This window comes from Izhakiella capsodis, from assembly GCF_900115045.1.
GTDB lineage: Bacteria > Pseudomonadota > Gammaproteobacteria > Enterobacterales > Enterobacteriaceae > Izhakiella > Izhakiella capsodis.
This window is the reverse complement of record NZ_FOVC01000003.1, coordinates 303,261-325,468: the sequence shown is the minus strand read 5'-3', so window position 1 is coordinate 325,468 and position 22,208 is coordinate 303,261. Positions and strand designations below refer to the sequence as shown.

The window sequence follows — 22,208 nt, the reverse complement described above, 5'->3', positions numbered from 1 at the left end:
GACAGTAGAATAGAGAACTACGCGCCTCCCAGAAGCACCTCACCTTGCAGCGTATTCAATCGCAAATACGCCGGATGACAACCCAGGAGATTCAGCCCCTGTAGCCGATATGTACCACTCCGCATGGCACATATCTCGGCATCGCACCCCCCTCAGATGTGTTCACAGATTGCGGAATCTCCGACATCCTACCTGGGCGACGCGCCTCTTCTGGCTTGCGCTGCTGCGCAAGTAACGGTCTAGATTTATCGGGTAATCGCGTTACTGTCAATGACGGCTGTGTGACTAATTTTCATTAATAGTTACGATTTGACACTTATGACACAGCGCACCAGAAAGAAAAATGGGCTGAATGACAGTGACTATGCTGATCAACCTGGCTATTGATGTAACCAAACGTTGGTTGCCACGGAAGCACCAACGGTTGTAGCCTGCAAATGAGATGATGACGAACAGCAATGGCTCCCAGTGAGCGGATAAATCGAGTCATGGCGCATTGCAGCGGGTTTTCGACAGGTTCTTTTCAGTCCGCAGCGTGGCCCTGCAGAGATTTTTTCCTTTCGTCATCAGGAGTCGTCATACTACAACCAGCTGACCAGTTTTACGGTTTCTTAATGAGAAGAGTATCGTTATGAAAAATATCAACCCGACTAAAACCGCTGCCTGGCAGGCGCTAAAGCAGCATTATGAACAAATCAAAGATGTGCAAATTGCCGATCTTTTTGCGCAGGATAGCCAGCGTTTTTCTGCTTTTTCTGCCACCTTTGACGATCAAATGTTAGTGGATTACTCCAAAAACCGCATTACGCGCGAGACACTAACTAAGCTCCATGCGCTGGCGCGAGAGACTGACTTGCAAGGTGCGATCAAGTCGATGTTCTCTGGCGAAAAAATTAACCGTACTGAAGATCGTGCCGTGCTGCACATTGCATTGCGTAATCGCAGTAATAAACCGATTCTGGTGGATGGCAAGGATGTAATGCCTGAAGTTAATGCGGTGCTGGAAAAAATGAAAACGTTTTCCGAACGCATTATCAGTGGTGAATGGAAAGGCTATACAGGCAAGGCAATAACTGACGTGGTAAATATCGGCATTGGCGGCTCTGATCTCGGCCCGTATATGGTCACTGAGGCGCTGCGTCCTTTCAAAAACCATCTGACGATGCATTTTGTCTCCAACGTCGACGGTACGCATATTGTTGAAACGCTGAAGAAAACTAATCCTGAAACCACTCTGTTTCTTGTCGCCTCTAAAACCTTTACCACCCAGGAAACAATGACAAACGCCCACAGCGCGCGCGACTGGTTTCTGAAAACTGCCGGTGACGAGAAGCATGTGGCTAAACATTTTGCCGCGCTATCCACTAATGGCAAAGCGGTAAGCGATTTTGGCATCGACACTAATAATATGTTCGAATTCTGGGACTGGGTTGGGGGGCGTTATTCGCTGTGGTCAGCGATAGGCTTGTCCATCATCCTGTCCATTGGCTTTGATAACTTTGTCAGCCTGTTGTCAGGCGCGCACGCTATGGATAAGCACTTTTCAGAAACTGAACTGGAGAAAAACCTGCCGGTACAGTTGGCGCTGATTGGTATCTGGTACAACAATTTCTTCGGGGCGGAGACGGAAGCCATTCTACCCTACGACCAGTATATGCATCGTTTTGCCGCGTATTTCCAGCAGGGCAACATGGAGTCGAATGGTAAACATGTGGATCGCGATGGTAACCTGGTTTCCTGGCAGACCGGCCCAATCATTTGGGGCGAACCTGGAACCAACGGCCAGCATGCTTTCTACCAGCTGATTCATCAGGGTACGAAGCTTATTCCCTGCGATTTTATCGCCCCAGCGATTACGCATAATAAACTTGGCGATCATCATGAAAAATTGCTGTCGAACTTTTTTGCTCAGACCGAGGCGCTGGCCTTTGGTAAAACAAAAGAGGTAGTTGAAAAAGAGTATGCCGACGCTGGCAAGGACCCGAGCACTCTGAAGCATGTGGTACCGTTTAAGGTTTTCGAGGGCAACCGCCCAACCAACTCTATCTTGCTGCGGGAAATCACGCCTTACAGCCTGGGGGCGTTGATTGCGCTTTATGAGCATAAAATTTTCACCCAGGGGGCAATCCTCGACATCTTCAGCTTTGATCAGTGGGGCGTTGAATTAGGCAAACAGTTGGCAAACCGTATCCTGCCGGAGCTGAAAGGCAATGCGCAAGTTGCCAGCCATGACGGCTCAACGAACGGGCTGATTAACCGTTTTAAATCCTGGCGCTAGGCCGAAGGCTGGCTTAACCATTCAGGCTAATCAAGGCCAGCATTTATTTGCTGGCTTTTTGCCGTTTAGTTGTAGTGTCTTTTGAATTTTATTCAGATAATTCGCAGGTGGAGATGCATTTATGCATATTGGAAAGGTAGGGCTGAGGATTGCATTTGCAGGTCAGATGATATTAAACGTCGGTCTGATTGTGCTTGCATTAATTTTGATTACTTTTCTGGGTAAAGAGACGGTCTCTCTGGGAAAAGTATTATTTCTTGCGCCCGAGGACAGCTCTTCATATCTCTTGGTTGAAGGAATTGTTACCTATTTTCTCTATTTTGAATTTATTGCGTTAATTGTGAAATATTTCCAGTCTGGCTACCATTTCCCACTGCGCTATTTTGTTTATATTGGTATTACAGCCATTATCAGATTAATCATCGTCGATCATGATAGCCCGGCGGATACGCTGTATTATTCCGTAGCCATTCTGATCCTGATTGTGGGCCTGTTATTGCTTAACAGTTCGCGGCTGCAACGTGAATAATTCGCGCACACAGGCAAGCATCGGCGTTACACTATGGATCTGTTTTTACCGGAGAAAATGATGTCTCATCCCGCTTTGAATCAACTTTATACGCTGCGCTGGGCAGAGGCTGATAGCGCTGCGCCGCCGGATGCGATAAGTCACTGGCTGATGGAGGAGGACTCCATGACCCGCCGCTTTGAGCGTCATTGTCAGGCGGTGAGCGTGCGCATTCTGTGTGAAGCGTTTATTACCGCGCAACAGGTCGGCGAAGAGCGAACACTTTTTCCTGAAGAAGATGAGCGCTACTGGCTACGTGAGGTCATACTTTACGGTGATGACGAACCCTGGCTTGTCGGGCGAACGCTGGTGCCTGAATCAACCCTGAACGGGCCGGAAAAGATGCTACAAAACCTCGGTACCCGACCACTTGGACGCTATCTGTTTGCCAGTTCGACGCTGACGCGTGATTTCATTGAGATAGGTCGCAGTGAGGGCCTGTGGGGCCGGCGCTCACGGCTCAGACTTTCCGGTAAGCCGCTGCTGTTAACTGAGCTTTTTCTCCCTGCCTGCCCCCTTTATCATACGGTGCTTTAGCGGAGTTGCAGCGGATGGAACAGAGTTTAAAAATGAGTAAGTGGCAGGCGTACTGCCGCCTGATGCGTATCGATAAACCTATTGGTACCCTGCTGTTATTGTGGCCTACCGGCTGGGCGCTGTGGCTCTCCGGTCAATCGCTGCCGCCGTTGAAAGTGCTGGTGGTTTTCGTGCTGGGCGTGTTTGTCATGCGTGCCGCCGGCTGCGTGATTAATGACTTCGCCGATCGTCATATTGACGGGCATGTAAAGCGCACACGCGAACGGCCGCTGGCGAGCGGTGCGATCAGCGTCAAAGAGGCGAAAATTCTGTTTGTCGCGCTGGTTATTACCGCGTTTGTGCTGGTACTGACGATGAATAGCCTGACTATTTGTCTCTCTTTCGGTGGGCTGGCGCTGGCATCGCTCTATCCATTTATGAAACGTTATACCCATTTGCCACAGGTGGTGCTGGGCGCGGCCTTTGGCTGGGCGATCCCGATGGCATGGGCGGCGGTAAGCGATACGTTGCCGCTGGTCTGCTGGCTGCTATTTTTCGCTAATATCTGCTGGACTGTGGCCTACGATACGCTGTACGCAATGGTAGACAGAGACGATGATTTAAAAATTGGTGTGAAATCCACCGCCATTCTATTCGGACGTTATGACAAACTGGTCGTCGGATTACTGCAAATAGCTGCCTTGCTACTTCTGATTGTGGTCGGCGTGAAAATGCAGCTCAACGCTTTTTATTATGCAGGCCTGCTGTTCGCCGCCGCACTGTTTATTTATCAGCAAATAACCATCGTCGGTCGCGATCGGCAGGCATGTTTCCAGTCCTTTCTCAATAATAATTACGTTGGGCTGGTCATCTTTGCTGGCATCGTTGCTGCACTCATTACTCGCTCATGATCGCGCCTGAGCGCGATCATGAGCGGGCGGCAAGTATGGGTACTCAGCCTGATCCAAACGGCTACTTATACGCAATCGATGTATTCTTAACTGAGGCCTGTAAGCGTTGTCAAAAGTAATATTGGCGACATTTCTCATTTGGCTACGCTTCATGCTATTCCACTACCTTCGTTGGATAATAAAAAGAAGAAATGATGTTAGGTTTATTGATGGCTAATGTTTTTCAAACTAAGAATAACTGATTCAAAAAATTCAGCCAGGTCGGTCTTTCATCTGAGTAAATATTTTTAGGAGTAGCTGTATTATGAAATATTATGATGATTACTCCCGTGACCCATAAGTCTGCTTCACCCATGAAGGGGGGATTTATCAGCATGCGCTAAGGGCGAGAGATAATGTCGCAAACGATGCGGGAGGCAATTTAGTTTCGGCGCTGGAACTGGCGGCACTGGTGCAATCGGTACCGGAGCCGGACAGTGCCATTGTTAATTTCGGTAAGCGCGACAGCGCTTTTGATGCCGGCCTGCCACAGCCCGTTGCTCATTATCGTCAGGGAAAAACCTTGCCAGTCCCCACGTCGTTAGTTGAAACGGTGGGCATGATGGATCAGTATGCCATGCTGAAGTTAAAACATGGTGCACAGCTGCAGGTCGGCGACATGTTGCTGTTCAGCACTTCACATCCCTGCCTGACGTTCGACAAGTGGCAGGTGTTGCTGCTGGTGGATGATGATTATAACCTGCTGGATGAATTGGCAACGGCGTTTTAACTGCGTTACAGCGGCCTGTGTGAGGGTGCCGTGTTGATTTTTCAGGGAGGTGGCAGGCTTGGTTAGCGTGGTGCTCTGCGTTATCTGAGCGCTGGTAGACAGGCAGCGCGCCCCATAGCGGGGCGCGTAGGATCGAGCGACAGACTGCGGCTACTTTACGCCCGAGGCTCTTTTTCCGACAGTGAGGTATTGGCTAGCTGTAGCGCTCCTTCCGTCGAGGCGGCGCTTTCGATAGTCATACGTACATCCTGCATGATAAGGTCGGCCAACAGCTGATAAACCCGCTGGGTTCGATCAACCTGAGCATCACCGGTGTCGCTGATGTAGCCTTCATCGCGTAGCGTCAGCACCAGAGAGCTGAAAACCGCTTTATCAATAAACTCTGGTGCGTTAATACCATGCAGCACTGACAGGCGCTGTGCCAGAGTCCGGCTCTCTTTTTCCAGCGTTCCACGATTAATTGAGGGGTTAGCGCTGAGGATAGCGAAGGTAATGGCATAGCGCTGTAGCGTTTCACGCACCCCGGCGGCCAGCAACTGAAGAGTGCGCAATCTGGCATTGCTGATGCGCACCTTCTCTCCTTCAGTAATGAGTAGTTCCTGGCGGCTCATTTCGTCGATTAACGCCACAAGCAGAGCGGGTAAGGACTCTTTATCCCAGCGCAGGAATAGCTCGCTTTTCAGCATCGGATAAAGCACGCTAACCTGACGCAACAACTCTACGCGGGTAATTTCGCAATGTTGGGTGACGATTAGAGCCAGCAGCGATGGAATGACCAGCATATGATGGATATTGTTGCGGTAATAGGTCATCAACACCGCCTGCTCGCGCGGCAGAACGATAATTTCGCCGAAATTATCCTCTTCGATGTCGAATTTATTCATGCCAATGGCGTGCTCCAGCATGACTTCCGGAGTGAGGTCCGGCACTGTTGAGTATTCAGAGTAGGGAACGTTACGCAGTAACTCCTGATAGCAAGCAAGCTGCTCGATGAGCTGTTCTCGGGTCAGTGAACGCTGGCGTGAAGCCAGCAGCGCGGTTACGCAGAGGTTCATCGCGTTCGCAGCACCGGCATTATTAATCCGTACCATCACTTCATGCGCAATGTCATTAACTGTCGGCGTAAGCCATGCGGGTCGCTGTGCCTCGATAGGGTCGATCGCCTCACGCCATTCCGGAACCTGCTTGTTCAGATAGCTTACCAGAGGCAACGGCTCGCCGAAGTTAACGTAGCCCTGGCCGAGGTTACGCAGTTTACGCAGCCCGCGCAGCATCTGTATAAAGCCCTCTTTTTCTTTAGCCGCGCCGCGTAGCTCTTTGGCGTAGGTGGCCACCTCCATGACGTGTTCGTAACCGATGAAAATAGGGACCAGGGTAATCGGACGATTGCCGCCGCGTAGCATTGCCTGGAGAGTCATCGACAGCGTACCGGTTTTAGGATCGAGCAACCGGCCAGTGCGCGAGCGGCCGCCTTCGATAAAGTACTCTACTGAGTAGCCTCGGTTAAACAGCTCACCCAAATATTCGCGAAAGACCGTAGAGTAAAGCTTATTACCTTTAAAGGTCCGGCGGATGAAAAAGGCGCCGAGATGGCGGAAAATAGGCCCGGCAGGCCAAAAGTTCAGGTTGATGCCGGCAGCGATGTGCGGCGGGACCAAACCCTGATGATAAATCACGTATGAGAGTAGCAGGTAGTCCATATGACTACGGTGGCAAGGCACATAGACCAGCTCATGGCCGTCCTGCGCCAGCTGGCGGACACGCTCTGCGCCGCTAACGTTGATACCTTTATAAAGGCGGCTCCAGGTCCAGCCCATCACCCGGTCGGTGATGCGAATGGCTTCATAGGTAAAGTCGGCGGCGATTTCCTCCATCATCTCGATGGCGGACTGTTGCGCCTTATCATGAGCGATCTTTTTACTACGAGCTTCATCTTCAACTGCTTTGGCGATGGCTTTCGATTGCAGCAGCCTGGTGAAGAGATCGTGACGTACAGGCATGCGAGGCCCAACCGCCGCAAGACGCTGTCGGGCGAAGTGCATACGTGCTACACGGGCTAACTTCTGGGCGATAATTTTGTCGGTGCCGTGCTCGCTCGCCATGTAGCGCAGCGAGACGATGGCTGAAAAGCGTACAAAGCTATCGCGGCCGAGCCATAATATAGCGAAGAATTTCTGCACGCCGTTTAGCTCGCGCAGATATGGCTGCTGATGGCCCTGAATTTCGCGCCCTGGCGCACGGCCAAACATGACCGAAACCGGTATCATCTGTACGTCGAGATCGGGATTGCTACGGTGTAGATCGAGATACTCGTGGAATAACTTCACCGATTCAAGATTTGGCACGAAATAGGGGAAAACTCGTGGGCCATCGTGGATGAAAACGTAGCGAGGCAGTTCGGTGCCGTCGATCTCCAATGGTTCCAGCGGGTCTGGCAATTCATGTTTACGACATTCAGCACGCAGCGTTAGCAAATCGACCTTAGAGTCATATGGCAGTACGTACATGATAGGACGAGAGCGATCTAATCCCCGTTCAGCGAGCGGATCAGTCGGAATCGACTTACTTTTTACCAGGAATTTTAACGGAATATTCAGTAAGTTATAAAAAAAATTACGCCAACCTGACATAGACGGATAAAGCCTCTTGTTAGCAAAGCGCCGCAAGCATACCAGAATGCAGCGATTAAATCTGTTGGTGTGTATGATGTGCATCAACCAACATGGACGCCAATTTTCTCAAAGGGTTCCCTATCATGGCAAATAACACGACTGGCCTGACGCGCATTATTAAAGCCGCTGGATATTCATGGAAGGGGCTGAGGGCGGCCTGGCGCAGCGAAGCGGCATTCCGTCAGGAAGCCACGGTCGCGCTTATTGCTATCATCATTGCTTGCTGGCTGGATGTTGAGGCGATCGTCCGGGTTATGCTCATTGGCTCGGTAGTGCTGATTATCATCGTTGAAATCCTCAATAGTGCCATTGAATCGGTTGTCGATCGTATTGGCAGTGAAATTCACCCACTCGCGGGTAAAGCGAAAGATCTCGGCTCGGCAGCCGTACTGTTGACAATATTACTCGCGATTTTCATCTGGCTGACATTACTCTGGCCATAGCTGCGAAATCGCTTCCAGATATTGATATTGGTCGGCGATTACTAAAATTTTAAGTTTTCATCCATTAAATAGCTGTATATACTCACAGTCAACTGTATAAACAACCAGGGGGCAGGATGAAAGCGTTAACCGCAAGGCAGCAACAGGTCTTTGACCTGATACGAGAGCATATTAGTCAGACAGGAATGCCCCCAACGCGTGCTGAAATTGCCCGGCAACTTGGTTTCCGTTCGCCGAATGCAGCTGAGGAACACCTCAAGGCGTTGGCTCGTAAGGGCGTCATTGAGATCGTATCAGGTGCGTCGAGAGGCCTTCGTTTGCTACAGGAAGAGGAGGACGATCCGGGACTGCCGCTGATTGGTCGCGTCGCTGCGGGGGAGCCTCTGTTGGCTCAACAGCATATTGAAGGACATTATCAGGTTGATGCCAGCCTGTTTAAACCTCACGCTGACTTTTTGCTGCGCGTCAGCGGTATGTCAATGAAAGACATTGGGATTATGGATGGTGATTTGCTGGCGGTGCATAAAACTCAGGACGTTCGTAATGGTCAGGTGATCGTGGCGCGTATTGATGATGAAGTCACGGTAAAACGTTTGAAGAAGCAGGGTAATATTGTTCGGCTTCTGCCTGAAAACAGTGAGTTCAAGCCTATTGAGGTTGACGTTCGTCAACATAATTTAACCATCGAAGGGCTGGCCGTTGGTGTCATCCGTAACGGTAACTGGCTGTAGCTCGTTACTGAAACAACGTTGCTTTTGCTCACTGAACCTCATCGCTGCCCGTCAGGGTAGCATTGGTTATCCTATCCAATCTTATACCCATGCGATTTTTCTCTTCTGCGGATAAACAACTCTGGCTGTTAGCGCTGCCAATGATCCTTTCTAATATCACCGTGCCTATGCTGGGGCTGGTGGATACAGCGGTTATCGGCCATCTTGATAGTCCTGTCTATCTTGGCGGTGTTGCTGTGGGAACTACGGCGACCAACTTGCTATTTATGCTGCTGCTATTTTTACGTATGAGTACCACGGGCCTGACTGCCCAGGCTTACGGCGCTGACAATAAACCCGCGCTGGCCCGAGCGCTCATGCAACCTCTATTGATGGCAGTCATTGCCGGTGTTGTTTTAGTGGCGCTGAAAACGCCGCTAACACGGCTGGCGGTTAGCGTTGTTGGTGGTAATGAGGCGATATTAAATCAGGCCGCCGCCTTCATGCATATTCGCTGGATGAGCGCACCGGCAACGTTGGTAAATATGGTGCTTTTGGGGTGGCTGCTTGGCGTGCAGTATGCCCGCGCGCCAGTGATCCTGTTAGTGATTGGCAATCTGGTTAATATTTTGCTCGATCTGTGGTTTGTGCCGGTACTCGGGTGGGGTGTCAGGGGTGCGGCAGCGGCGACAGTTATTGCTGAATACTGCACCCTCGCCAGCGGGCTGGTTATGGTCTGGCATGTTCTGCGACTGCGTGGCGTAGCCCTGCGTCTGTTGGGTCAGGCCTGGCGTGGCGGCTATGGTTATTTGTTACGATTGAATCGCGATATCATGCTGCGTTCGTTAATGCTGCAGCTTTGCATGGCCTCCCTAACGGTAATTGGAGCCAGGCTTGGAAGTGATATTGTCGCGGCGAACGCGGTTCTGCTGATGTTTCTGACGTTTACCGCATATGCCCTCGACGGATTTGCCTACGCAGTAGAGGCCTGTTCAGGTAAGGCAGTTGGTGCAAAGGATTCAAGTCAATTGCTCCACGTCTGGCATGCAGCCTGTCGTCAGGCCGGGCTGCTGGCTCTGCTTTTTTCGCTGCTATATTTGGCTGCCGGTCGCTATATCGTTTCATTACTGACTTCGCTACCGGCAGTCCAGACCCAAGCCGGGCATTTTCTCGTTTGGCAGGTTATTTTGCCGTTGATCGGGGTTTGGTGTTTTTTGCTGGATGGCATGTTTATTGGTGCGACCCGCGCCAGAGATATGCGCAACAGCATGGCGGTAGCAATGGCGGGGTTTGGCTTGATGTTGCTGACTATTCCCCTATTAGGTAATCACGGCCTTTGGCTGGCGGTCACAACGTTTTTATTACTCAGGGGCGTAGCGCTCTGGTGGATCTGGCGTAGGGAATGGTTGCAGGGTCGTTGGTTTAACTATGTCTGACTGGCGAGACCTCTATCCGGCGTATTTTTAAACCTTTTCGACCATTAAGCTATCCCAACGTATGAGTGAGTGAGCGCCATTATTTATCGATCTATAACGTGAGATAGCTTCGTGGCGATCTACTAATGGAACTGGCAGGAAAATTTCAGGCATGTTACGGCTACGAAAAAGATCGGACTGAAAAAGAAGTGAGCGATGGGCAACGCACTCACCACTCTCAGGGGTAATCAGTGCTATGCTCTTTGCGGGATGAAGCTTCACCCCCCGCACGGGGCGTGAGCCTCTTTCGCATACCTTGTTCTATCTGCCTCGCTTTTTAGCCGCTACCGCTACGCTGTGATCGTGCTGGCAACTCTCCTGCTGCGTACAGGCTTCAACTTCTGAGCAATCAGCACAAAGTCCGTGGGCTTCAATAACCATGTTGCGCAGAGCAAATCTCTCCCTTGAAGCCAGGGTGGCAATAATGGCTTCGATACCGTCAGCATGCTGCTCTGCTACACTACCGCAACGCTGGCAAATCAGCATCGCGGAGATGTGGGCCGGCCCTTCAAAGTGATGGCAGACCATATAACTATTGGTTGATTCCACGCGATGAATGAAACCTTGTTCCAGCAGGAAATCAAGCGCACGGTAAATGGTCGGAGGCTTCGCCTGGGGTTCTGAAATGCGCAGTAAGTCCAGTAGATCGTAGGCACTGATAGCGCCACTCTGCAGTGTCATCAGACGAAGCACCTCCATACGCTGCGGCGTCATGCGCACATTACGCTGCTGACAAAGCTTCTCTGCCTGCCCAAGGATGTGTTCAGCACTCACCGTCGCCATCTTTTCTCCTGCCCTACGCCTGATTACGAACGTTATTTTATCACAGTTTTCCAGTCAGTACCGTGTAAAGCGCGTGGGCTCTTTTCTGCTTGCAGGAAACGTGTCTGGCGTGAAAAAGCTTATATAATATCGTCAGATATATAGATATTTAATAATGTTATTTTTGTCTGGGAAAGTATCAATGAAATAATTTTTAAAATGAGATTGACTCAATATTAAGACATATAACTCAGGATAAGGTTATCAGTAGAAATAGATATAATCTGTAGACTGAATATTCTTATAAATTATATCCGTTACAGCTCGATGATAAAGGAATAAAAATATTAATCCATTGAATAGCATCTTTCTTATTCGCTAAATATAAGTTAATGGCGCCTGGGTTTTGTCCTGCCTTTGTGGGGAGGGTTTCTTTGACCTTGCCGGTATGGCTGGGGAGGGCCGTACTTATGGCGTGATTGTCCAGGCTGGCTTTACGTTCTTATGCAAGCCAGGCCGGTGACGACGTTTAGCCTGACAGAACGGCGTTATTTTAACGCCGTGAGGTAATGCACCCACCGGCCTGCGATCCGTTATTGATATCAACTACGGGCGGTCGTTAACAGCGGAGCTTTCTTTTTTGCTTGAACCCCAAATGCTGCTGCTAACCCGGTTGACTGCACGTATTCGCTTCTTTTACGGTGTTCATTCCAGCATTAAATCCGCTACGATCTGTTCGTTATTCATTTTCGCCGGGAAGAATGTCGGCCAGTTGGTCAATTCTTTTTCCAGCTGAACATGACTTTCGTTGCCAAAGAAAATGTGAAAGTGCGCGGCTTGAGTGGGTTCAATGTCATGATCGCTAAACTGGACAAATTTTGGCGCGTTAGCATCGCCACTGCTGCGGGTGAACAAATAACGCACGCCTTTTCTGCCGGAAGGATAGTGTAAAATTTTGAATCCGCTATAGGCATAAATACCTTTCGATGTTTTTCCTTGTTGGGTAAAGCTAATGCTGTCAGGTGTAATCGTAATAGCCGTTATATCGCTGGCGTAGCCCTTCTTATAGTAAGCCTTGTACTCTGCAACGGTTTTGTCTTTATTAATTGCGGCCTTATGTTCAAAAACTTCATCCAGAGTACCGTTTTGCAACAGTGGGTAGAGTGATTTCCAGCTGCCCTGCCAGTCTGCTAATGTACGATTCTGCACGTCGGCATTATCAAATACTCCCTGGTGGATCTGCTTATGGTCATGATGATGATGGCCGTGCGCCAGCGCTGGCGTAGACAGGACGGCATAGCTCAGGCTGAGAGCCATCGCTGCGGACTTGAAAGAGATTGATCGTGTCATTACAGCTCCCGAAGTATTAAAAGTAAGTAAAAACCGCTGTAAATTATGTTATAACGTAACAAATTACAACCCTGTAATTCGTCAACCAATCAAGAAGTGTTCACTGATGGGGGAGGCGGGCGGTACGCGGCAAATCACCGCGCACCGGAGGAAAGGTGGAATTAAGCTTTACTGACGCGTACCGGCGCGCCGTTGGCTACGTAATAGGGCGTATCAACGCGCGGCAGTGCCGAGCGGCCACGGATCATATCGGCGATTTTCTCGGCAATCATGATGGTTGGCGCATTCAAATTCCCGGTCGTAATCTGCGGCATGATGGAAGCATCTACCACCCGTAATCCCTCCATGCCATGTACCCGACCATCATGACCTACAACCGCCATATCGTGATAGCCCATAGCGTTAGTACAGGAGGGATGATAAGCCGTCTCAGCATGTTGGCGCACAAACGCATCCAGCTCAGCATCGCTTTGCACGCTATCGCCAGGAGAAATTTCACGACCGCGATAGGCATCCAGCGCTGGCTGATGCATGATTTCACGCGTAATACGGATCGCGGCGCGAAATTCTTGCCAGTCTTGATCGTGCGACATGTAGTTAAACAGAATACTCGGATGTTCGTGAGGATCTTTTGAACGCAGATGTACCCGGCCACGGCTGGGAGAGCGCATCGAACCAACGTGAGCCTGAAAACTGTGTGATTTGATCGGGTTGCTTCCGTTGTAATTAATCGCCACCGGCAGGAAATGGTACTGAATATTCGGCCATTCGAATTCGGTATCGGAGCGGATAAATCCGCCAGCTTCGAACTGATTGCTGGCACCAATGCCGCTGCCGTTTAACAGCCACTCCACGCCAATCGCCGGTTGATTATGCAGTTTCAGCGCGGGCGAAAGTGAAACCGGCTGCTTACATTCATATTGCAGATACATCTCCAGATGATCCTGCAAATTAGCGCCCACACCCGGCAGCGCCTGCACAATTTTAATATCCAGTTGCTTGAGTAGCTCACCAGGGCCGACGCCGGAGCGCTGCAGGATCTGCGGTGAGGCGATGGCACCGGCACATAGCAGAACTTCACGACGCGCATGGGCTTTGTGAGACTGATTATGCTGCAACCAGCTAACGCCATAAGCACGGTTATTATCAAATAAAATGCGGTCGGTAGTGGCGTGTACCTCGATGGTCAGATTGGGGCGCGAACGGGCCTGATCTAAATAGCCACGGGCGGTGCTGGCCCGACGGCCTCGTGGCGTCACGGTGCGATCCATCGGGCCAAATCCTTCCTGCTGATAGCCATTCAGATCGTCGGTACGCGGATAACCGGCCTGTACGCCTGCGTCGACCATTGCCTGGAACAGCACATTGTTACCCTGTTCAGGGGTAGCAACGCTGACCGGGCCGCTATCGCCATGATAGGAATTGCCTCCGATGTCACGTGACTCGGCAAATTTAAAATAGGGCAGGCAGTCCAGATAACTCCAGCTCTCCAGACCTTGCTGCCGCGCCCAGTTGTCATAGTCCATCGCGTTACCGCGAATGTAACACATGCCGTTGATCAGCGATGAACCGCCCAATCCTTTGCCTCGTCCGCACTCCATGCGGCGGTTATTCATCCAGGGCTCCGGGTCGGTCAGATAGGCCCAGTTATAGCGACGTCCCTGTAGGGGATAGGCCAATGCGGCGGGCATCTGGGTGCGAAAGTCCAGACGATAGTCCGGGCCGCCGGCCTCCAGCAGCAGCACGCTAACGTCCTTATCTTCAGTCAGGCGGGTGGCCAGAACATTGCCTGCCGATCCCGCGCCAATAATGATGTAATCATATTCCCGGTTAGTACTCATAACGCGCTCCTTTTTTTAAAACACAGAGGCGAAGGGCATCAGCTCCACCTGAACTGATTTGATACGGGTATAGTGAGCCAGCGTGGAAAGGCCATTTTCCCGACCAACACCGGACTGTTTGTAGCCGCCAACCGGCATTTGAGCAGGCGATTCTCCCCAGCTGTTTATCCAGCAAATACCGGCCTCCAGCTGATGGATGATACGGTGGGCTCGTACCAGGTCCGGCGTCACTACACCGGCCGCCAGGCCAAAGTGAGTATCGTTAGCACGGCGAATAACCTCGTCTTCATCGTCCCAGGTCAGAATGCTCATTACCGGGCCAAAGATCTCTTCTTTAACGATGGTGTGACGATCTTCGCAGTCGGTGAAGATAGTCGGCTGGACAAAAGCCCCTTCGGCACAGTCCCCAGAAGTTTCTCGTGCTCCGCCAGTGAGCAGCGTTGCTCCCTCCTGCTGGCCTAGCCTAATGTAGCGCAATACATTTTCCATGTGTGCAAAGCTGACCAGCGGGCCGAAGTTAGTCTCCGCATGGGTCGGCTGGCCGAGGCGAATGCGGCTGGTTCGTAGCAGCAGGGCTTGCTCGAATGTCGCTTTTTGTGAACGATGAACAAAAACGCGTGTCCCGTTGGTACATACCTGACCCGAACTGTAAAAGTTCGCCATCATGGCGATATCCGCCGCCTGATCAATATCGGCATCCGGTAGGATGATGAGGGGGGATTTGCCACCCAGCTCCATGGTGACCTCTTTGAGCGTTGATCCGGCAGCGCTCGCCATAACTTTTTTGCCGGTTTCGACACCGCCGGTAAACGAGATCTTTTCAATGCGCGGATGCTCGGTTAGCCATTGTCCCACCTCGCGGCCTGCCCCCTGCACCACGTTAAATACCCCGTCTGGTAATCCCGCTTCGGTATAAATTTCCGCCAGTTTCAGCGCTGAAAGCGGCGTAACTTCACTGGGTTTGAAAATCATGGCGTTACCAGCGGCCAGGGCCGGGGCGGATTTCCACAGGGCTATCTGAATTGGGTAGTTCCAGGCGCCGATGCCTGCGGTAACGCCAAGTGGTTCGCGGCGGGTATAAAAGAAACTTGTTTCGCGCAGCGGGTACTGCTCGCCCTCAATGGCGGTGGCCAGACCAGCATAGTATTCCAGCACGTCGGCACCGGTGACGATATCAACGGCTGAAGTTTCTGAAATGGGTTTGCCGGTATCCAGAGTTTCCAGCTGGGCCAGTTCGTCATTGCGTTCGCGCAGGATAGCCACGGCGCGGAGCAGAATACGTGAGCGCTCGGTTGCGGTCATTGCTGCCCAGATACGCTGTCCTTGTTCGGCACTGGCTACCGCTCGCTCGACGTCAGCTTCGCTGGCGCGCTGTACCTGGGCAAGAACTTCGCCGTTAGCTGGGTTGATGCTCTGGAAAGTCTCATTGCTGCTGGCATCGCTTAGCTTGCCGTGTATATAGAGTTTTTGCAGAGAAAATCTAGCCATTATCAAATATCCTTAGGTTGATGCTTTATCGGAGAATCGCTTGAAGCCAGCTTCTGAGCAACATAATCACGGGCGATTAGGCTGGCTTGCTGAGCATCAAAATCCTGACCGGTCAGGCTGCCACGCAGCCAGAGACCGTCAATCAGCGCCGCCAGCCCCTGGGCTGCGGTGCGGGCGTCCTGTTTGCTTAACGCGCGCCGAAATTGATAGCTGAGGTTGGAATAAAGGCGGCGATCGTTAGCACGTTGCAGGCGGCGCAAATAGGCGCTATGCATACTGGCTGCCCAGAAGGCCAGCCAGGCGCGCATTGAGTTCTGGCTGGTCTGACTAAGGTGAAAGTTACCGTCAACGATGGCGATCAGCTGGGATTGAATATCGTGATCGGCCAGTGCCCGGCGCTCCGCGACGGCATCACGCAGTTCGCGCAGAATTTTGCGCATCGTGGCATGTAATAACCCTTCTTTATCGCCAAAGTAATGGCTGACGATCCCGGTCGACATGCCCGCCTCTTTGGCCACCAGCGATAACGTGATACCCGCCAGACCCACTCTGCCGATGGTTTCAAATGCGGCGTTAATTAACTGCTCCTTACGTTGCTCTGGGATGTCTTTGCGCACGTTGATGCTTCCCCTGATTAAATTTTATTTATTATTCTATTCATTGATTGAACGTTCAATCAATAGCGCATATGCTACAAATATGTCAAATAAATGTGGCTTTGTGTTAAATATTTGTTTTTTATAAGTCACTGTCACCTGCCTTGCGGAAAAACGTTATGACAGTTATCAGCCAGCAATCTGAAGAAACGAGTCTATCCATCAAGGTTAACTATCCGGTATTCATTGGGTCCGCCGCCGTGATCCTAATCCTCGGCCTGCTTATTGTTTTTTACCCACAAACCAGCCAGCAGTGGCTGAACAGTGCTCAAGGATGGGTCGCTGATGCCTTCGGCTGGTATTACATGTTGTTGATGGTGGTTTGTATGGTGTTCGTTTTCTGGCTCGCGTTGTCGCGTTTCGGCCAGTTGAAGCTGGGAAAAGAGGACGAAAAGCCTACTTTTTCTTATCTGTCCTGGGTGGCGATGCTGTTTTCAGCAGGGATTGGCATTGCGCTGGTTTATTACGGTGCTTATGAGCCGCTTGACCACTTCTTGCAGCCGCCGGAAGGGCAAGGGGGAACGGTTGAGGCGGCACGTCAGGCAATGGCGATTACCTTCCTGCACTGGGGGCTGCACGGCTGGGCGCTGTATGCGTTAATCGCCACTGCGCTTTGCTGGTTTGCTTATCGCCGCGGCCAGCCGCTGGCGTTGCGCTCCGCGCTGTATGCGCTGTTTGGCGAGCGTATTCATGGCTGGCGGGGGCACCTGGTGGACAGCTTCGGCATACTGGTTACGGTGATCTCGATGGTGACTAATCTGGGAATCGGTGCGCTGTTGGTTAACTCAGGGCTGCATTATCTGTTTAACATACCGCAGAACAACGCGGTGCTGTTAGTGTTGGTGGTGGTGATGATGATTGTGGCAACCCTTGCTGCGGTCACTGGCATCGAGAAAGGCATCGCCATGCTATCGAACGTGAATGTGGGTTTGCTCTGCCTGATGCTGCTGTTTATTTTTGTTAGCGGGCCAACCGTGAATATGCTTAACGGTTTACTACAGAATACCGGTGATTATCTGACCGCGTTGGTTGGTAAGAGTTTTAATGTTTATCTTTATGGTAAGGCCCGTCAGTGGCAGGGGGCATGGACGGTTTTCTACTGGGCGTGGTGGGTGGCATGGGCGCCGTTCGTTGGCCTGTTTATTGCGCGTATCTCCCGTGGACGCACTATCCGGGAGCTGATTTTCGGCGTACTGTTAATTCCTCTCGGCTTTACCCTCGCCTGGCTATCGCTATTTGGTAATACGGCTATCAGCCTGGTGCTGCAAAATGGCGAGGCTATCTTAGGCAAAATTGCGATATCTGATCCGCCGATGGCGGTCTTTAAGCTGCTGGAGTTCCTGCCCTGGAGCAATTTTACCGCTGGCTTTACCGTGGTGATTAGCTTCATGCTGTTTCTGACGCCGGTGGATTCCGGCACGCTGATGATTGCCAATCTCTCCAGCGTCGGCGGCGAGGTCAGCGATGATGCTCCCGCATGGTTGAGGATTTTTTGGGCGATTGTCACCACAGTGGTTTGTGTCGCGCTACTTTATGCTGGTAGCTTCAGCGCCATGCAAACTGCCGTGGTGTTATGTGGATTGCCGTTTTCGGTGGTCATTATTTTGTATGTCGTCAGCCTCTATCGTGATTTGCAGCAGACGATGAGGCTGCAGGTGAGTACGCAAACGCGTTGAATCTTAATAACCTTAACCAGGCCGACACGCCGTCGGGCTGGTTGGTTGGACTGACGGTATTGGACGGATAAATGTATGCTATTGCTGACGACACTATCGTCAGGCAATACATCCGTTTTTGCATTTCAATTTATTATGACCTGACGTTTTTATCCGCCCGGTTTTCCACGCTTTCGGTAAATGATTGAATTTACTCCGGATTAAATTGAAGTGCTATTTTAGGGTATTGCGGCGAGAGGGGAGACAGGCGGGATGTTGCACTTACTTTTATCAATAAACTTCGCCAGGTCGCTGACCTGAACCCGGTGAAGGGATTTTGGCGATGTTGCCAGTGTGAGGGGATTGTGTCAGATCATCCCATTTTGCCTTTTATCCGTGCTTTCCCGGATAACCTTCAGACAGGTAGGCCGTGAAATTGTTGAAATTACAAACGTCGCCATCAGCAAAAGTACCTTATTCATTTTAAACTCCGGCTTGCTACTGCCTTAGGCCAAATATCCTGCACTTCAGGTTTTGAAGCGTGCGGCTGCATAATCCGTTCGTTTACGGTATTTGCGGCAACGAATAAATACCGGATGATTTGTCCGGCCTGTATCTGACGGGTTGATTCTGCAGATTCGATAATTTTCGAGTGTGTTTCCAGCCTACCCGTGGGAGATAAGCGCCAGGATGTTGCGTCGTGAATTTCTGACCCGCTACCCTTAACGTCGGTATAAATAGCGCTTCTGGCGGTTTGCTGGCACTTCACCGCCTTAGCCGCGTTATTCTGTGCGTCAATATCTAAACCGTTCAGCTCGGGGAAAAATGAGGTTTGGTAAGCGTGGGTGAACGGGAATATCTGTCGCACGCTGTTATTCCTGTAACAGCCTCGCACGATGGCGGGGATGGTTTAGCAACGGTGTGACGCGTTACCATCCGACCGTATTCCCGTTTCGCTTGCGTTTCCTGTCGTCGACCCTTTAAGTATCTCTTGTGTCTGACTGGCGCAATTTTTGCGGCCTTAGCGTTGCATTCAATGAATATCGCCTTGCCTGCAGAGCGTGGAACCGGCTGGTCAGGAACGGCGAGCCTGAGGGATATAAACTCGCAGGCGATGGCGCACCCCTTTTTCCCCTTTGCTACCAGCGGCTTTTCGATGCGGGATTAATGCGCGCAGGTCATCGGCAAACGCCGCCTTGAGCTTTTCCCGAGCGATCTGCATCAGGCAAAAATCAGCGCGGTTTTCGCTCCACTGCTGGTTAGCTTCGTTGCGTGAAAAGCGGCTGGCTTTTGTCCATACCGCTGCCGCCTGGCGGTAATCACCCGCGCGCTCAATACGTGCAGCCTCACGCGCAGCCCGGTAATACAAAGGGCTGTCATAATTTTTAAAAGACATAAGGATTCGCCTCGGTCAGTTGATAACGCCGACAGTTTTCTTATCGGAATAAACATCTTCGCCGTCACTGTGAGACGGCGATACGGGATGAATAGGGTTTTGAGTTCACTTCAATCTTTGCGCAGAAATGTCAATACTGAGCGCAGCACGCCATCATTGCGGCCCGGTCAATGTTTAATTGAGCCAGGCTATTTTGCACCCGATACCGGGATGCTAAAGAATCAGTCCTTGCGGTATCGATATGCCTCGAACCCTTCCGCTGACAGCGGCAGGTCTGAAGCTCATGTAGGGGGAGTGGCGAGCAGGGTGCTCAGACGTTCGTGGGGATAATCCTCGGCGTCAGGCGTTCACGTTAAAATCTCATCATGTACCGTCAGTATGATGTCGTAGCCGTTGTCCTCGACGGCGGACATATTCGCTGCCATCACATCACGGGCGGTCGCCTGGGTTACATTTTCCGCCAATTTTCCGGCGTAGGTTTGCAGGCGCTGCCATTTGCGGGTGTAGGTGTTGATGCCTATATAGCTGATCTTGCCGCTGTCGTCGATACGTGCGCCGGGGTAGCAGACTGCCCGGCCAGATGGAAGTTGGATACGGAGCCAGCTTCCCTCGCGGCGAAGTTTTAGTTTGCGGCAGGAAAGGGTTATGCCGGGGGTAGCAATGGCACAGCGGGTGGCGTCCTCCAGCGCATATCAGAAAGATACCGTTTCAGGATGGGCGTTGCGCCACAAACGTTTCAGCGAATCGCAGGTAATAAAAACCGCCTGCGAAAGGCCGAAAGTATTGTTCTGTTCCGTTGAGACTTGCCACCAACTTCGGGCCTCGCGCTGTACCGCTGCGGGAACTTCCGGCAGGGCGATAGCGGCGGGTTCTTCCAGGTCCAGACCGTAAGCGGCGGCGAAGGTCAGAAACGCGGCACGCCTCCCTGGTAACCCAGCCCTAATTCTAAAACGTTACCCGTCTGGGGCAGGCCTTTCATGACCACATCAGGGCTGATGCGAAAAGCGCGGGCGTAAGCCAGTGTATAAAGGTCAGGCCCGGCGCCCGCATCATAATCCCGGAATGCCTCCAGCTTCCATTGTTCTCCGGCCAGCCACGCCAGTATGTGCCTCTCGATGTTGTTAAGATCGGATACCACCAGTTTTTTACCGGCGGAGTCCATGATGCAATCGCGCAGGGCGCAACCGGTCAGTTGCATCACATCCTCGTAAAGCAGGTCGGCGCACCCGGCTTTCAGAGCGTCAATGCCCGCGTCGATGTCGCCTTGTTCTAACATTGGACGGCTGAGATTTTGCGGCTGGAACAGCCGCCCGGCCCGCGATGCGCCGCAAAATAGCAACGTTCCGCGGAGGCGTCCGTCGCCGCTGACGCTTTTCAACAGGGCTTTGTACTTACTGGTGCTGGTGGCGCTGGCCTGTAATCGCAGGGAAAGTAATTCTTTTACCGCCGGGGGTAAATCCGGGTCGGCGATGCGCCGCTCCAGCGTACTTTTTTGTATATCCGGTAAAACCACGCCGTGAGACACAACGAGATGCTTTAGCAGGGCGTCGCGTTGCGTGGCCGTTTGTATTTCACCCTCCGTCATTTGTTGCGTTCGTTTTGCCAGGCTTTTTGTTTTTCCCTTACGGCGATAACCGTGCTCTCGGCCAGTGCCACATCGCAGCTGAAACTGCGATCGTTTATGCGCTGGTCCCGGTGCCACAGCGCCAGCTCATGGCCTGAGTAATTCAAGCCAGGTAGTTTTTTGTCGTTCTCGCGCATGGCGTCAATATCCAGCCGGCGTACTCAATGAATGGCTGCCAGTCAACAGAATGTGTTTTGACAGTAGCGCGGCGAATAGCGCTGTTTTATGGGCGTGGCTTGCAAAATAGCTGAATCAGTTGCTTACCGGCCTTATCTTTGGCTTTATCCTGAGAAACGCTGAGGATGTCGTATAAATCGCCCAGCAAACCCGGCAGGCCGTGCGCCAGCGATCTGACCACTGTATCCCGCCAGCGCTCAACGCCACCGGCGGCGACACCCGGCATGGTGTGATTCAACACTGTGCGGTCGAAATGGCTATTGTGGGCGTAAATCAGCACATCCGGGTTTTTTAGCGCCAGTCGACGTTTCAGAGGAATTTTGGTTCCGGCTGTAACGTCCTGTATCTGTACGGGGTCATCATCATCAATCGCCCAGGCAAAAAGCATAACTTCGGCATGCTCAGCTTAGGCGGGTGTACCATTATTGATTAGAATTTTACTTTAATCTTTAAGGGCCTAACCATAATATTTTGGGCATAAAGCAATCTTGCATATTTCTCTGGTCGAATAGTTTTGATTGTTTTTTTGTAGTGATTTTTGTTTTGTTTTGTTTTGTTTTTATCTTCATTTTTATGGGAGAAAATATGAAAATAGTAAGCAATTTGCGGGCAATAATTTTTAAGCGTAGCTACGGATCTTTTGATTTAGCCGGAAAGAATCCTAAAAAATCCGATGTTGCTAAAAATATAGATTCTGTTATACAAGCAAACGGCATTCGTTTTCTAAATGTTCCGCATTCTGATTCAAAAGCTGCTAATTCTACTCGAGTTGATGCTTCAATTGGATTGCCAGTGCTAAAAACACTAAGGTCTAATATTCATAGACTAAACCTTTTTTCATCTTACAGTAATAAAGGGGAGGGGGAGATTACCAAAATAGATGAAAGGCTAATCTGAAGTTATTAAGGTGTTTCTTG

The 22,208-nt window shown here is 51.2% G+C and carries 16 protein-coding genes, 3 pseudogenes and 1 riboswitch; of the genes and pseudogenes, 10 read left to right on the top strand and 9 right to left on the bottom strand.

The features are described from left to right. Positions 1 to 24 precede the first annotated feature (24 nt). Positions 25 to 218, bottom strand: a riboswitch (Lysine riboswitch). Between the two features lie 413 nt (positions 219 to 631). The 5 genes and pseudogenes from pgi to BM191_RS07510 form a co-directional block, all read left to right on the top strand. Beyond that, positions 632 to 2,278 (top strand): glucose-6-phosphate isomerase, encoded by a 1,647-nt coding sequence (pgi, locus tag BM191_RS07530; protein ID WP_092876727.1) that lies wholly within the window; start codon positions 632 to 634, stop codon positions 2,276 to 2,278. 121 nt (positions 2,279 to 2,399) lie between these two features. Then, on the top strand, positions 2,400 to 2,807 hold the full coding sequence (gene psiE, locus BM191_RS07525; RefSeq protein WP_092876724.1) for a phosphate-starvation-inducible protein PsiE: 408 nt from the start codon (positions 2,400 to 2,402) through the stop codon (positions 2,805 to 2,807). Positions 2,808 to 2,867: 60 nt separating this feature from the next. Then, a complete protein-coding gene (gene ubiC / locus BM191_RS07520; RefSeq protein WP_092876783.1) occupies positions 2,868 to 3,383 on the top strand; it encodes a chorismate lyase in 516 nt (171 codons plus the stop codon). A gap of 14 nt (positions 3,384 to 3,397) precedes the next feature. After that, a complete protein-coding gene (gene ubiA / locus BM191_RS07515) occupies positions 3,398 to 4,273 on the top strand; it encodes a 4-hydroxybenzoate octaprenyltransferase (protein ID WP_092876722.1) in 876 nt (291 codons plus the stop codon). Positions 4,274 to 4,622: 349 nt separating this feature from the next. Further along, positions 4,623 to 5,042: pseudogene (locus BM191_RS07510) on the top strand (amino acid deaminase); the annotation flags it as partial. 155 nt (positions 5,043 to 5,197) lie between these two features. Here the strand turns inward: BM191_RS07510 and plsB are convergent. After that, a complete protein-coding gene (plsB, locus tag BM191_RS07505; protein ID WP_092876718.1) occupies positions 5,198 to 7,672 on the bottom strand; it encodes a glycerol-3-phosphate 1-O-acyltransferase PlsB in 2,475 nt (824 codons plus the stop codon). Between the two features lie 125 nt (positions 7,673 to 7,797). On the opposite strand from plsB, the gene BM191_RS07500 reads away from it, so the two are divergent. The 3 genes from BM191_RS07500 (at position 7,798) to dinF (ending at position 10,303) form a co-directional block, all read left to right on the top strand. After that, positions 7,798 to 8,157, top strand: coding sequence for a diacylglycerol kinase (locus BM191_RS07500; RefSeq protein WP_092876716.1), 360 nt, complete (start codon positions 7,798 to 7,800; stop codon positions 8,155 to 8,157). Between the two features lie 116 nt (positions 8,158 to 8,273). After that, positions 8,274 to 8,888 carry a transcriptional repressor LexA gene (lexA, locus tag BM191_RS07495; protein WP_092876714.1) on the top strand — a complete coding sequence of 205 codons (615 nt, stop codon included), beginning with the start codon at positions 8,274 to 8,276 and terminating at the stop codon, positions 8,886 to 8,888. A gap of 89 nt (positions 8,889 to 8,977) precedes the next feature. Further along, on the top strand, positions 8,978 to 10,303 hold the full coding sequence (gene dinF / locus BM191_RS07490) for an MATE family efflux transporter DinF (RefSeq protein WP_092876711.1): 1,326 nt from the start codon (positions 8,978 to 8,980) through the stop codon (positions 10,301 to 10,303). 300 nt (positions 10,304 to 10,603) lie between these two features. Here the strand turns inward: dinF and zur are convergent, their stop codons facing one another. From zur to betI, 5 genes are all read right to left on the bottom strand, one after another. Then, complete coding sequence (gene zur / locus BM191_RS07485; protein ID WP_092876709.1) at positions 10,604 to 11,125, bottom strand: zinc uptake transcriptional repressor Zur; 522 nt, start codon at positions 11,123 to 11,125, stop codon at positions 10,604 to 10,606. 684 nt (positions 11,126 to 11,809) lie between these two features. Continuing rightward, a complete protein-coding gene (locus tag BM191_RS07480; protein ID WP_143088802.1) occupies positions 11,810 to 12,454 on the bottom strand; it encodes a metal-binding protein ZinT in 645 nt (214 codons plus the stop codon). A gap of 161 nt (positions 12,455 to 12,615) precedes the next feature. Then, positions 12,616 to 14,295: a choline dehydrogenase gene (gene betA / locus BM191_RS07475; protein ID WP_092876707.1), complete on the bottom strand. Its 1,680-nt coding sequence runs from the start codon at positions 14,293 to 14,295 to the stop codon at positions 12,616 to 12,618. A gap of 15 nt (positions 14,296 to 14,310) precedes the next feature. Further along, complete coding sequence (betB, locus tag BM191_RS07470) at positions 14,311 to 15,783, bottom strand: betaine-aldehyde dehydrogenase (RefSeq protein ID WP_092876705.1); 1,473 nt, start codon at positions 15,781 to 15,783, stop codon at positions 14,311 to 14,313. Positions 15,784 to 15,785: 2 nt separating this feature from the next. Beyond that, a complete protein-coding gene (gene betI, locus BM191_RS07465) occupies positions 15,786 to 16,400 on the bottom strand; it encodes a transcriptional regulator BetI (RefSeq protein WP_092876703.1) in 615 nt (204 codons plus the stop codon). 158 nt (positions 16,401 to 16,558) lie between these two features. On the opposite strand from betI, the gene BM191_RS07460 reads away from it, so the two are divergent. Further along, positions 16,559 to 18,115 carry a BCCT family transporter gene (locus tag BM191_RS07460; RefSeq protein ID WP_092876701.1) on the top strand — a complete coding sequence of 519 codons (1,557 nt, stop codon included), beginning with the start codon at positions 16,559 to 16,561 and terminating at the stop codon, positions 18,113 to 18,115. Between the two features lie 457 nt (positions 18,116 to 18,572). Here the strand turns inward: BM191_RS07460 and BM191_RS07455 are convergent, their stop codons facing one another. The 3 genes and pseudogenes from BM191_RS07455 to BM191_RS07445 all read right to left on the bottom strand — a co-directional run bounded on the left by BM191_RS07455 (position 18,573) and on the right by BM191_RS07445 (position 21,727). After that, on the bottom strand, positions 18,573 to 18,962 hold the full coding sequence (locus BM191_RS07455; RefSeq protein WP_092876699.1) for a hypothetical protein: 390 nt from the start codon (positions 18,960 to 18,962) through the stop codon (positions 18,573 to 18,575). A 306-nt stretch (positions 18,963 to 19,268) separates the two neighbouring features. After that, positions 19,269 to 19,490, bottom strand: a pseudogene (locus BM191_RS17085) (ANR family transcriptional regulator); the annotation flags it as partial. 281 nt (positions 19,491 to 19,771) lie between these two features. Then, positions 19,772 to 21,727 (bottom strand): annotated as a pseudogene (locus BM191_RS07445) (DNA polymerase I). A gap of 149 nt (positions 21,728 to 21,876) precedes the next feature. Here BM191_RS07445 and BM191_RS07440 point away from each other — a divergent pair. Next, on the top strand, positions 21,877 to 22,188 hold the full coding sequence (locus BM191_RS07440) for a hypothetical protein (RefSeq protein WP_092876697.1): 312 nt from the start codon (positions 21,877 to 21,879) through the stop codon (positions 22,186 to 22,188). Positions 22,189 to 22,208 lie beyond the last annotated feature (20 nt).